General features: G+C 36.0%; 15 protein-coding genes. All 15 read right to left on the bottom strand.

Annotation, left to right across the window (positions count from 1 at the left end; translation table 11 throughout):
* Positions 1-32: 32 nt before the first annotated feature.
* The 15 genes from groL to Q0E20_RS05020 all read right to left on the bottom strand — a co-directional run bounded on the left by groL (position 33) and on the right by Q0E20_RS05020 (position 13,591).
* Positions 33-1,661, bottom strand: coding sequence for a chaperonin GroEL (groL, locus tag Q0E20_RS05090; RefSeq protein WP_295997219.1), 1,629 nt, complete (start codon positions 1,659-1,661; stop codon positions 33-35).
* Between the two features lie 109 nt (positions 1,662-1,770).
* Positions 1,771-2,052, bottom strand: coding sequence for a co-chaperone GroES (gene groES, locus Q0E20_RS05085; protein ID WP_004696047.1), 282 nt, complete (start codon positions 2,050-2,052; stop codon positions 1,771-1,773).
* A gap of 253 nt (positions 2,053-2,305) precedes the next feature.
* Positions 2,306-2,875, bottom strand: coding sequence for an ANTAR domain-containing response regulator (locus Q0E20_RS05080; protein WP_295997216.1), 570 nt, complete (start codon positions 2,873-2,875; stop codon positions 2,306-2,308).
* A complete protein-coding gene (locus tag Q0E20_RS05075; RefSeq protein WP_295997213.1) occupies positions 2,876-4,252 on the bottom strand; it encodes a sensor histidine kinase in 1,377 nt (458 codons plus the stop codon).
* Position 4,253: 1 nt separating this feature from the next.
* Positions 4,254-5,288, bottom strand: a complete 1,035-nt coding sequence (tsaD, locus tag Q0E20_RS05070) for a tRNA (adenosine(37)-N6)-threonylcarbamoyltransferase complex transferase subunit TsaD (protein ID WP_295997209.1) — start codon at positions 5,286-5,288, stop codon at positions 4,254-4,256.
* Positions 5,285-5,734, bottom strand: a complete 450-nt coding sequence (rimI, locus tag Q0E20_RS05065; RefSeq protein WP_295997204.1) for a ribosomal protein S18-alanine N-acetyltransferase — start codon at positions 5,732-5,734, stop codon at positions 5,285-5,287. The genes tsaD and rimI overlap by 4 nt, the downstream gene beginning before the upstream one ends.
* A gap of 2 nt (positions 5,735-5,736) precedes the next feature.
* Entirely contained in the window at positions 5,737-6,492 is a 756-nt protein-coding gene (gene tsaB / locus Q0E20_RS05060) for a tRNA (adenosine(37)-N6)-threonylcarbamoyltransferase complex dimerization subunit type 1 TsaB (RefSeq protein WP_295997201.1), read from the bottom strand.
* Positions 6,476-6,967, bottom strand: coding sequence for a tRNA (adenosine(37)-N6)-threonylcarbamoyltransferase complex ATPase subunit type 1 TsaE (gene tsaE / locus Q0E20_RS05055; RefSeq protein ID WP_295997198.1), 492 nt, complete (start codon positions 6,965-6,967; stop codon positions 6,476-6,478). Before tsaE ends, tsaB begins: the two co-directional genes overlap by 17 nt.
* Complete coding sequence (thiL, locus tag Q0E20_RS05050) at positions 6,960-7,937, bottom strand: thiamine-phosphate kinase (protein WP_295997195.1); 978 nt, start codon at positions 7,935-7,937, stop codon at positions 6,960-6,962. The genes tsaE and thiL overlap by 8 nt, the downstream gene beginning before the upstream one ends.
* Before the next feature lie 96 nt (positions 7,938-8,033).
* A complete protein-coding gene (locus tag Q0E20_RS05045) occupies positions 8,034-8,597 on the bottom strand; it encodes a GerMN domain-containing protein (RefSeq protein WP_295997192.1) in 564 nt (187 codons plus the stop codon).
* 2 nt (positions 8,598-8,599) lie between these two features.
* Positions 8,600-9,691 carry an N-acetylmuramoyl-L-alanine amidase gene (locus Q0E20_RS05040; protein WP_295997189.1) on the bottom strand — a complete coding sequence of 364 codons (1,092 nt, stop codon included), beginning with the start codon at positions 9,689-9,691 and terminating at the stop codon, positions 8,600-8,602.
* 169 nt (positions 9,692-9,860) lie between these two features.
* Positions 9,861-10,799 carry a ComEC/Rec2 family competence protein gene (locus tag Q0E20_RS05035; protein ID WP_295997186.1) on the bottom strand — a complete coding sequence of 313 codons (939 nt, stop codon included), beginning with the start codon at positions 10,797-10,799 and terminating at the stop codon, positions 9,861-9,863.
* A 4-nt stretch (positions 10,800-10,803) separates the two neighbouring features.
* Positions 10,804-12,372 carry an NAD(P)H-hydrate dehydratase gene (locus tag Q0E20_RS05030; RefSeq protein ID WP_295997183.1) on the bottom strand — a complete coding sequence of 523 codons (1,569 nt, stop codon included), beginning with the start codon at positions 12,370-12,372 and terminating at the stop codon, positions 10,804-10,806.
* Between the two features lie 3 nt (positions 12,373-12,375).
* Positions 12,376-12,744, bottom strand: coding sequence for a holo-ACP synthase (acpS, locus tag Q0E20_RS05025; protein ID WP_295997180.1), 369 nt, complete (start codon positions 12,742-12,744; stop codon positions 12,376-12,378).
* 82 nt (positions 12,745-12,826) lie between these two features.
* Complete coding sequence (locus Q0E20_RS05020) at positions 12,827-13,591, bottom strand: YncE family protein (RefSeq protein ID WP_295997176.1); 765 nt, start codon at positions 13,589-13,591, stop codon at positions 12,827-12,829.
* Positions 13,592-13,671 lie beyond the last annotated feature (80 nt).

The following is a 13,671-nucleotide window of genomic DNA, read 5'->3' as shown; positions in this document are numbered from 1 at the left end:
TATATTACCTATTTATCGCAAAAAGCAGTTGATTACATCATACCGCCCATACCACCCATTGGAGGCATTGCAGGAGCAACTGCAGCATTTTCTTCAACTTTATCAGCTACGATTGTTTCAGTAGTTAATACAAGAGATGCGATAGATGCAGCATTTTGAAGAGCTGAACGAGTAACTTTTGCTGGGTCAACGATACCAGCTTTCACCATATCAATGTATTCTTCAGTCAAAGCATTGAAACCGATGCCAGCTTCTGTATTTTTAACTTTTTCAACTACAACAGAGCCTTCAAGACCAGCATTGTAAGCAATTTGACGAAGTGGTTCTTCTACTGCACGTTTTACAAGGTTAATCCCAGTTTGAACATCACCAGTAGCTTCCAATGTGTTCAATGCAGGAATAATATCGATGAATGTTGTACCACCACCAGCAACGATACCTTCTTCAACAGCAGCGCGAGTTGCATTTAATGCGTCTTCGATACGAAGTTTTTTATCTTTCATTTCAACTTCTGTAGCAGCACCTACTTCAATAACTGCAACACCACCGGATAATTTAGCAAGACGTTCTTGTAATTTTTCACGGTCAAATTCAGAAGTTGTTTCTTCAACTTGTGCTCGGATTTGGCTAACACGTTTAGCGATAACGTCTTTATCGCCTACGCCATCAATAATTGTAGTTTCATCTTTAGTGATGCGAACTTGACGAGCTGTACCAAGATCAGTAAGTTCTACGGAATCAAGTTTACGGCCCATATCTTCAGTAATTACAGTACCGCCAGTCAAGATAGCGATATCTTCAAGCATAGCTTTACGACGGTCACCGAAGCCAGGAGCTTTAACTGCTACAGCTTTGAATGTACCACGCAAACGGTTAACTACCAATGTTGCCAATGCTTCGCCTTCTACATCTTCAGCAATGATAAGAAGTTCTTTGCCTACTTTTACAACTTTTTCAAGTGTTGGCAACATATCAGCAATAGCACTGATTTTACGGTCAGTAATCAAGATGTATGGATTATCCATAACAGCTTCCATACGATCAGGATCAGTTACCATGTAAGGGGAAATATAACCGCGATCAAATTGCATACCTTCCACAACGTTTAATGCTGTTTGCAAACCTTTAGATTCTTCTACAGTAATAACGCCATCGTTACCTACTTTTTCCATAGCTTCTGCAATCAAACCACCAATTTCTTCATCAGCTGCAGATACACTAGCTACTTGAGCAATTTCAGATTTGCCAGAAACTTTGATAGAACGTTTTTTGATTTCTTCAACCAAAGTTTTTACGGCTGTTTCAATGCCTTTTTTCAAAATCATTGGGTTAGCACCAGCTGCTACATTACGCATACCTTCTTGAATCATAGCTTGTGCCAATACTGTTGCAGTAGTAGTACCGTCACCTGCTACGTCATTAGTTTTAGTAGCAACTTCTTTAACTAGTTGAGCACCCATGTTTTCAAATGGATCTGGAAGTTCAATATCACGAGCAATCGTTACACCATCGTTAGTGATTGTTGGAGCACCAAACTTTTTATCCAATACAACATTACGGCCTTTTGGTCCTAATGTAACTTTTACAGCATTTGCCAATTGATCAACGCCACGACCTAATGCGCGACGAGCTTCTTCATTAAACAAGATTTCTTTTGCCATATGTATTACCTCCTAGATAGTAACACTATCCAATGTAAAGAAATATATGCCCTAAGGCAATATAGAATGTATCATTAATATGTATAGCCTTGAAGCTATAGATTAGCTATTATAATACTGCTAAGATATCGCGTTCACTAATAATCAAATGAGTAGCGCCATCTATTTCTAATTCGCTACCAGCATATTTTGCAAACATAACAGTATCGCCAACTTTAACTTCTGGAGCTACACGTTGACCATTGTCATATACTTTACCAGCACCTACAGCAACAACAACACCTTCTTGAGGTTTTTCTTTTGCTGTATCAGGAAGGAAAATACCACTTTTAGTTTTTTCTTCTTTTGCTTCTAAACGGATAAGAACGCGGTCAGCTAATGGTTTTAACATATAATGTCACTCCTTATTTACTATGTATTATTTATAATTCATTAGCACTCTAACTTATCGAGTGCTAATCACATGTATTATTATAACCTATGTCAAAATAAATGCAAGTACAAATTTTGATTTTTTGACTTTTTAATTATTTATAGGTACTACTATATAAAAAAAGCCTTCTATATAAGCCAATTTATTATATAGAAGACTGATGATTATAATACTATTTTTTAATAAGCTAAACATTACAGAGTCCATTACATTATTTAGAAGTCATCTGTTCAATAACTATTTTGCATATACTAACAATAGACTCACGTTTTTTCATACTTAATTGACGAATCCGTTTATAAGCTTCGTCCTCCGTAATTTTATATAAATCCATAAGAATGCCCGTAGCTTTTTGAATTAACTTTCTCTCTTCTAGTGTTTTCTCTAGATTAGCCATTTGCTGACGAGATTCTAAATCATCTAAAAAGCGACCACACGCCATTTCTAGTGTGGGAATTAATTGCTCTTCTCTGACTGGTTTTATTAAATATCCATATACTCCAGATTCTCGAGCCTTTGCCACTAAATCTTGTTGACTATAACTAGTTAAAAGAACAACTGGGGCCAAATGATTATAACCAATTTGACGTGCTGCCTCAATTCCATCTAATTTAGGCATTTTTACATCCATTAACACCGCATCAGGTTTTAACTCTTTACACAACGATATAGCATCTACGCCATTAGAGGCTTCTCCCACAACTTCATGCATTTCTGATTCTAATATATCCCGTATATCCATTCGAATAAGAGATTCATCATCGACAATTAGAATTCGCATTTATTGCTCCTTTTGAATATGAATAGTTACAATAACACCAATATCACCATTTTCAATCGTCATACGACCTTGTAATTCATGAATTACCAAATTATTAATAATCTGCATACCTAAACGTTTACTTTTAGCCATATCAAAATCATGTGGCAACCCTTTACCTGAATCTGTGAAAGTAATGATAATACTATTATCATTACTTGATACTAATAATGAGATAACTCCATCAGATCCAGCTAATCCATGAATAATACTATTGGATATAAGTTCGTTAAATATAAGTGAAATATAGCTTGCTTGATGAGACGAAATAATACAATCATCACCTTGGTAACGGAACTCTACATGTTGGTTACGGTCTAGCATACTTTGCCGTAATAATCGACATAATTCATCATATATAGATCTTATAGAAATGTAATCTTCATCGTAATGAGATACTAAGTCATGGACTAGAGCCATACTCTCAATACGAGAAATCCCTTCTTGTAATGCTGATTTTACCTCTAATAGATCTGAACGACGTGCTTCCATCCGTAGTAAACCTGCTACCGTTTGTAAATTATTTTTAACACGGTGATGTATCTCTTTGATAATTGAATTTTTAACAAGTAACTCTTGCTGCTGTTTACTTTCACGAGTACAGTCATGAAGAATTAAAAAACAGCGACATTCATTGCGTCCCATAGGAATAGGAATCATATGCTGTCTAAGTACCATATTATGATATATTTCTTCTGATACAAAATAATTTCTATCCGCAAGTACACGTTGAATTGCAGATATTTTTAAAGTGCTACCAAATATAGATGTACCTACCACTCTACGATCCACACCAACAATATCTGCTAAATGTAATGCTGTATCATTTCCATATAAAATAGTACCATTTTGGTCAAAAATGATGAGCCCATCTAAATACGATATGGGCTCATATTCTTTAATCTGTTCATCTGTAGCTGTCAACATCAATCGTTGCATTGTATCAGCCACTATAAATCCCCGTTGTCCTTCCATTTCATTAGAGGGTGCAACATGGGAAAAAGAAATTCCCCCAATGGTTTTACCGCCATTATCAACAATGGGAAATAGGTATTCAAAACCAGACTGTGTCGATTGCTGAAAACACTTACCGGAATTAATCAACTTTTTCCACATATCAGAACTGGCTATCCGAGAGGTCACTAATGAATCATCCGACGCCGAAATACATATCATCTCACTAAGGTCATTATCTGAAATATATGTAAATAAAATTATCTTATGCTTACTTACAGATTCACCAAATCTAATCATATGACTAATATGAAGTAAAAGTGCTACCTGTAAACTTGATAAATTAGTCGCCTTAACCAGCTCATCATATATATGTTCAACCATTCTATTTACCTTCTACCCATGCAACCGTACCAATCGGAATGCTAGGCTTAGCATTTAAATGTAAATCACAGAACTTACCAGCTTGTGCCATATAGTAAGCACGGCATCCAATCATAGCAGCATTATCTGTAGCAAGAATTTTACCTGGTTTATAGTAAGTAAAATGCTCTTCTTTACACATGGTTTCCAATGCACGTTGTAAGCCTTGATTAGCGGATACTCCGCCAGCAATAGTAATCTTATTCTCACCCAATGTATGTGCTGCATTCTTAGTTTTTTCTACAAGGACATCAACAATAGCCTTTTGAAATGATGCAGCCACATCAGCCTTATTAATCGCTTTACCCTTTTGAGATTTACTGTTTAAATAATTAAGAACAGCTGACTTTAAGCCACTAAAACTAAACTCAAAATTTCCTGGTTCACTAAGAGCTTTAGGAAAATCAATGGCATTTGCATTACCTTCTTTAGCTAGTGCATCAATATGTGGTCCTCCAGGATAAGGAAATCCCATAACACGTGCAATTTTATCAAAAGCTTCTCCAGCCGCATCATCTCGTGTTTGTCCAAGAATATGAAATTCTTCATAACCTTTTACATGAACTAACATAGTATGACCACCAGAAACAACAAGACTTAAAAATGGCGGTTCCAATGTAGGATTGGCAAGAAAGTTAGCAAAAATATGTCCTTCCATATGATGAACAGGCACTAGTGGGATTCCAGTAGCGAAAGATAATCCTTTTGCAGCTGCTACACCAACTAATAATGCCCCTACTAATCCAGGGCCATAAGTCACACCAATATGATCAATATCAGACAATGTAACATGAGCATCCTCCAAGGCTTGGTCAATAACCGGAATAACCTGTTCTATATGATGCCGTGATGCAATTTCCGGTACTACTCCACCAAATTTTCGGTGTATAGGCACTTGACTCGATATGACATTGGAAAGTACTGTGCGACCATCTTTTAGTACAGCTGCCGACGTTTCATCACAACTACTTTCTAATGCTAAAGTATATATACTCATTTTCTTTCCTCTTTAATAAGAGACATGATATACGCATCTTCTTTGGGCTCTGAGTAATAATTTTTTCGCATACCTTTTACAGTAAATCCTAACTGACGATATAAAGATAATGCAGATAAATTAGATATACGTACCTCTAAAAAGATTTCATGCATGCCTCGTTTAAAACATTCTTCTATCAATGCACGTGTTAATGTAGCACCAAACCCCTGACGTCTTGCCGATGGACGTATAGCTATGTTCGTAATTTGCCCTTCATCATACACAAGCCACGCTCCAGCATATCCCACGACACCTTCTGTGTCTTCTATAACATAATACAATTTCTTCTCTTGATTAATTAATTCTGCTTCAATAGAGTCTAAACTCCAGGGCACAGAAAAACAATCCATTTCAATAGCAAAAATTTCTTTTGCATCCTCAATCGTTGCTCTACGGACTGTCATGACTACTCATCTCCTGCCGCTTCGATTACAGTAACTGTAGGATTCACCTTTAACATATCTGGATTATCCTTATGCTTTTCTTCCCATAATACTTCTGCTTCAGAACGCCTAATATAGTAGGGTACCATATCCATAGGATTAGCACATTCACCTCGTTCAATTAAAGATTGAGCACTTAACAATAATGAACTCGCCTTAGGAATACGATATATAGGATTGCTAATAATTAATGATTCATCATCTTCTATTAACGGAGCAATACGCTTAATACCATCTCCAACAAATATTACACGATTCTGCTGAGTTCTTAATCGTGCTACTAAAGAAACAGCTTCTACTACAAAAGGAGATTCAATTATTTTCAATTGACTATCTTCATATGTATATAGTGCAGCATATACATGTTTTTTTTGAGCATCAATAACTGTACATATTGTATCAGTAGTATATGGAATATTCCTAGCTAAACTGTCCATAGTCATAACACCATATAAAGGAATACGTAATGCATAAGCCATAGCTTTTGCTGTTCCCATACCAATACGCAATCCTGTAAAGGAACCAGGACCACTAGCAACAACAATACCTTTCAAATCAGTTTTTTGTACACGTGCCATCTCTAATAGTGATTGAATATGTGGAACTAATTGCTCAGAATGAGTAAGCCCAGCCTGTATAGTGATTTCACCAAGCAACTGATTTTCATTCATGACAGCAACACTGGAAACGACAGAACTTGTTTCAATTCCCAACCACATACTTACCTCCTAAAGCACTCAATGTTTCAACATCAAGTAAATTACTTTCTAATGTAATCTTTCTAGAACAATCATCAAGAGAAATAATGCGTATCCATAACGTTTCATTAGGTAATTCATCTATAAATTTATCAGCCCATTCCACAATAGAAATTTGATCCTCTGTAAATTCATAAAACCCAATATTTTCCAATTCGCTTACATAATCCATACGATATAAATCAAAATGGTATATTTCCCCCAATAATGTCATATATGTATTCATCAAAGAAAATGTAGGGCTTGTAATCTCTTCCATAACGCCAAGTCCTTTAGCTATTCCTTGAGACATATGTGTCTTACCAGTCCCTAAATCTCCAATTAAAGCAATACAGAGTGGATTACCACTATGTTTTACCCACTGTCCTAATTGATTACCAAAACATTGTGTATCCTCTACAGAATGTGTTTCTAATGTAACTTTATATTTACTCATGAAAATGATTATATCCTTTCGCTTCTAATAAGCGTATATCTTTATCTTTAGTTACCGATTGTACTATTGGATTTCCTTCTATAACTTCACCAATAAGTGTAATAGCTCCCAACTCTTCTAATTCACGTGAAAGTTCTTTTGGAGCTGTAAATACGAGCTGAAAATCTTCTCCACCCAACAAAGCATAATCTACAGGATTAGTATGCAATGCTTCAGCCAATTTATAAGTTTCTTCATGTAAAGGTATAAGAGATTCATCGATAACAATAGAAACTTGTGATGCCTTTGCAATTTCATTTAACTCACTGCTTAAGCCATCACTAATATCGTTCATACTATGAACACCTAGTTCCCGTAATAATTGACCTAATTCAATTTGTGGTTCCGGTCGTTGATGACCAATTATTGTCATAGGATATCCATTAAAATTATATGACAAAGCCCCCAAACCTGTCGCAGCATAACCAATGTAATTCGTAACCCCAACTACATCTCCTGGTTTAGCGCCACTTCTTAATACCGCTTTACCACTAGGAACCTCACCTATAATAGTAATAGTCCACACCATAGGTCCATCTATACTAACTGTATCACCACCGATAAGATTTACGCGATATTTTTGGCATTGGTCTTTAATACCTTTGTAAATTTCATTTAAAATTTGTGTATCTATATGACCTGGTGCAGCTACAGATAATACGACCTGACGAGGTAGCCCTCCCATAGCAGCAATATCACTTAAATTAGCCGTCATCAAACGATAGCCTACATCATAAGGAGACATATAATGAAAACTAAAATGAACGCCTTCCACCATTGTATCTGTACTTACAAGCTGATCATAGGCCTTTGTAGCTTTATAAATTGCACAATCATCACCAATACCACATACTAACGTACTTGTGTCATATATTGTGCCCGATTCAATACTTTGTATAAAATTAAATTCACCAAGAGTTTTAAGTTCCACGATATCACCTTTTTTATCTTATGCACTATATGTATTGTAACATATATAAGAATAAAAAAAATCGACCTCATCGTACTAATGAGGTCGATTTTTGTATTATTTTTTTATAAGTTGTTCCATCCGTTTAATAGGATTCTTTGTATCAAATGATCCTACTACAGGAACTTTTTTACCATCATATACAAAGAGCACTCCATTGATATTATCAAAAGATGTCAATGTATTAACGATAGCAGCCATTTGCAACTTAACAGTTAAGTCGCCACCTTTGCCATCAACAAATGCTTTATTTACCTCTACAGAAGCAATGCCATCTTTAACTGTTACAGAATTGATTTCTATAGCCTTATCAAAGATAGGATACTTTTGTTGACGATCAGCTTTTAACATGGCCAGTAATGCAGCCTTCGGCGTTACCTTATCCGCTGAAATATCCACAGATTGTTGCTTTACTCCCGAACCATCTTCAGTGGGAACAAAGAATACCATTTTAACAGATTCACTAGAAGCTTTAGTTGCTTCAGCGTCTTTGTTGACCTTTACCTCTTGGCTTACCGTTGTAGAAGAACCTGTATTAGATACTTGACTTGAGTTACAGCCAGCTGTAAAAACTAAAATACCGATACAAGCAACTACTGCCATTTGATTTCGAATATTCAATCTTAGCCTCCAAAGTAACTAGCAATACCAGCAGCAATACGATTAGCAAAATCTTGTTCAGTTTGATTACTCTTCAATGCATTTTCTTCATTAGGATTAGATATAAATCCTAATTCTACAAGAATAGCTGGCATATTTGTATGTCTTAATACATATAAATTACCTTCTTGAATACCTCTATCACCATTAAATCCAGGTACATTTGCAATTTGACTTTGTACTTTTTGCGCTAATCGAGCATCATTACCAGTCTTAGCATAGTAATAAGTAGCAATGCCGCCTACACTCGGGTTATTAAAAGAGTTAATATGAACGCTTACAAAAGCATCAGAATTATGAGAATTCGCCACATTAACACGGGCACCTAACTCATCAACACCACTTGCATTAGGACCATACACATCGACATCTGTTGTTCGAGTCATGAATACTTTGGCTCCACGAGCTTCTAAAGCTGATTTCAAATATTTAGCAATCGGTAAAGTTGCACTCTTTTCTTGGAAACCAGTAGGTCCAATAGCTCCTGGATCACTGCCACCATGACCTGGATCAATAGTAATTACCTTGCCAGATAATCCTCCTGATACGGAGTATATCCCAGAACCTTTACTACTAGCTGGAGCCGTAACAGGTGATGGTTTCTTACCATAATTAATAGGTTTTGGAGCCACACCTTTCTTTTGTACATCTACAACAATACGATACGGTTTTTGATTTACCGTATCCTTCTTTAAAGAAAACACCTTCACATCGTTAGTATCCAAAGCATATGGGGTTTTAATAGTAACCGCTACATCTTTTCCTACTTGTGAAAGTTGAGCCGAACTAGCAATAGAAGAATCCATATAAATATTATTCTTCTGCGTTTTCAGCTTTGTATTCTTCAAAGTAACTGTTGTTGTCTTTCCATCTTTATTGATGGATGCCGCAGCTTTCACAGGAGCAGATAAATCTATAACCATACGAACATATGGTACAGGTGCATCAGTTCTCGTCACCCAACGAGCATCCTGTAAATTAGCAGCCTTTGCTTGACTTAACATCAATGGTAAAGCCATGAGAAAAGCAAAGCAAATTAAAAATAGTTTACGCAATACATTCACTCCAATCTAACTGACATACTTTTTGTCCAAACCATAGAGATGAGCCGATGATACTAAATCTTTCGTCTCATCGTTCCAATCTATCCATAAACTAATGTTAGATTATAGATAAATTATTTCATACAAACATGAAGATATGTATACGGATTACACATATTTATCATCGTTCTGTAGAAATTTGCCATTCATTCCCATCCGTACTTATATGAATACGTCCCATCGTATCTGTACGATAAATAGCAATATTATGTTCATTCAAATGACGTAGTGTTACATCATGAGGATGACCATATTTATTATATAACCCACAAGAAATTAATGCACTCTCTGGTTTTACAGATTTTAGAAAATCTTCAGAGCTACTAGTGCGTGATCCATGATGACCAGCCTTTAAAATACGAGCAAAAAGTTTACTATTTTGCTCTTTAATAAGTCGTTGCTCTTCTTGTAACTCTGCATCTCCAGTAAAGAGCATAGAAAATTTGCCAAATATAAATTTACCAACAATAGAATTATTATTTAAATCCGGTTGCCCTTTTTTATCTACTAATGTATCATCCCAAGGCGCATATACTACAAATACTGCACCATGACCAAAATCAACAGTACTACCTTTCTTTAACGTAGTTCGTTGAATATTCTTCTTCTCAATCCATTTTTCATATGTTTTATACATATTATTATCAACAGAAATACCATCATCATATACATGTTCTATAGGCATAGCCTTAGCAATCGCTAAGAAACCACCCATATGATCCGCATGAGGATGTGTAATAATAACATTTTTTAATTTTGTAACACCCATGTTTTGTAATTGCGCCACAATATTCTCTCGGTGCTCAATATCGCCCGTATCAATCATGCTATATTCATCACCAACTTTGAGAAGTATTGCATCACCTTGTCCTATATCGAGCATATAGATGTCAACATGACCTTCTGCAGTTGTCTGCTTTGTATCAATAGAATAATTAGATGATGCAGATACGGCTTGCGTTGTAGCTTGAGATATATCTCCCTTGGAACATCCAACCAATACAAATAACGGAATCAACAAAGCTACAATATATAGTACGATTCGTTGTAAACGCGTCATATAACTATCCTTTCAATAACTCTTGTATTACTAAACCAACAGATTGGCTTACATCGCTTGGCGTATAGCCCCAAGGCTTTTCTTCAGCCAATATATCAGCGCTTCGACTATGTACATAGACACCTAATAAGGCCGCAGACTGTAAAGAATAACCTTGTGCTACAAAGGCAGTTATAATTCCCGTTAAACTATCACCCATTCCGCCGGTACCCATTCCTGGATTTCCTTGCGTATTAATATATACTTCACCAGTAGGAAATGCCACTAAACTAGGAATTCCTTTTAAAACGAGCACTACATTATGAGCTACAGCAAATTGAATCGCTAACTCTACATAATGCTTCTCTATAAATTTAATGGATGTATCAATAAGACGACTAAACTCTCCTAAATGAGGTGTCATAATACAGTTGTTAAAGTGTATATTACCTTCATAAGTAATAGTCTTATCCCCATGTGCATAAACATGTCCTATGGTACCAAGAGCATATAATCCATCAGCATCAATAACCATATGTCCCGCTTGTCGCTCTAGCAGAGAATTTACCAATACTTTAGCTTCATCTGTGCGTCCCAATCCGGGGCCAACCGCAACAACATCATAGGATTTTAAATTAATGGAACCTGAATGTTCTAATGGCAACACCATAATTTCTGGTATGCATTTAGACTGTACAATAGGTCTTACATTTTTGGGGACTGCTAATGAAACCTTACCAGCCCCAGTATGCACGGCAGCTTCAGCACTCATAATAGGAGCTCCTACCATCGAATCAGAGCCACCAACAATTAATACATTACCATTAACACCTTTATGTGCCTGTGGTATACGATCACTGAGGAGCAATGAAGCTAAATGGTCATACAAGACGTAATGAGATGTATTAAATGGCGCCTCTGGTCCTAATGCTAATTCCCATTGTACTCCCAATGGTGCAATTATTACTGTACCGGCCAAAGATTTGCCGGGATATAACAATAGCCCCTCTTTAACAGATCCAAAGGTCACCGTCGTATCATAGGATAATGCATAATCAGAAGCCTCTCCTGTAGTAGCATCAACACCGGCTGGCACATCGATAGCCCATAAGGAAAATCCATATTGATTGCGTTCCACATCGATGTCATGTAGTACAGAAATTACAGATTCCCGTAACTCACCTTGAAAACCAGTTCCCATCAAACCTTCTACAACAACATGAACACGGGACCAATCACTAAAACTTTCAAAAGAAACAATATCAATTCCCAAGGCCCGCACCATGGTTAGTTGTTTAGTAAATAGCTCACTACCATGTGATACATTGCCTACCAAAGCAATCGTAATAGGAATCCCTTGTTCCATCAAATGACGAGCTGCTACAAGTCCATCGGCTCCGTTATTACCAGTGCCACATACGAATAAGACCATACCTGTGATGGGATCCTCATGAAAAAGGTCCCCTTCTACATCTACCAATGCATCTGCAATACCTCGACCTGCATTTTCCATAAGCAATTCTAAAGGTACATGTAGATGACGCGGTACATACGCATCAATATGTTGTGATGCTTCTCTCGTTAAACTGTACATAAATTACCCCTTTATAATGACAGTGCTCATAGCATACTCGCGACAGTGACTAATAGAAACTATAGATTCCGTACATATTCGTTCTTGAATAATTTTTTTGAAAGCCCCTGTTATGCTTAGATATGGTGCTCCAAATTCATCATGGCACACCTCAATATCTTGCCATGATCCGTATCGTAATCCCGTTCCCAGCGCTTTCATAAAAGCCTCTTTTGCTGCATAAATGCCTGCATAGGATTGGTATACCCCTGTATGTTTGTTTTCACAATAAGCGATTTCATGTTCCGTATATACACGCTGTCGAAAACGATCCGACCGTTCTATGGCTTGTTTAATTCGATCAATTTCTATTATATCTGTGCCTAATCTCATATCATAACCTCTTATATGTCGATTATCTATTATTTTATTATACACAATTTGATTAGATTAATCATTGATGAAATGCAGTCTATTAATAGTTTAGCATACTATAAATAAAAACCTTATGATTCATATTAACAGCTGCATACATTATATTATGACGCATATCTAAATCTTCTATTTCTAATCCTTTTTGAAATGGAATTATTCTAGAAACATTACCATCTTTATCGATAGTAACCACTGTAGACAACGTTGCAAATATAGTTTGACCAGCACTAGCAAAAGCCCCATTATTATTAAAATCATTATTATGAGCATCTATATCTTTAAACTGTATTAATTTAAATTGAGGTGTATAGTAATTAATACGTCTCATTGTTGCATCAATAGGTACAATTGATATAAATTCTTTATTTTTTTGGTCATAAGCTAAATTAAATACACGCTCAGAAATTGTAATCGTATCTTCAATTGACATTGTATCTGCATTAATTGTAGTAATACGATGTCCATCAACCGTTGCATTCGTCGTATATAACAAGTTTGTATCCGGATTATATGTAAGTGTATTCATATGTGCTAATTCTGTAGAATTATGAAACCTATAGGTCCCTACAATTTCAAATGTCTTTGGATCAAGTTCGTATATGATTTGACGTGAATTTTCGGAATTAATACAAGCCAATACAAATACATCTTTTTTTGAATTATAGCAAAATCCTTGACACTGATTAACAGAACTATCAATAGGTATCTCCTTTAATAGCTGCAAATCAACCATTGTTTTTGATGATTCCCCCTGTTGCAAAGTATATGTTGTTGGTAAATAATCCATAATATGTTGTATATCCATAACATCCTCTATCATTTTATTGGAAATGTATAAATAAAAAACAGGTGATAAGATTACTCTTATCACCTGTGCAAGCGTTT

The sequence above is a fragment of the uncultured Veillonella sp. genome (genome assembly GCF_934230905.1).
GTDB lineage: Bacteria > Bacillota > Negativicutes > Veillonellales > Veillonellaceae > Veillonella.
This window is presented reverse-complemented; position numbering and strand designations above follow the sequence as displayed.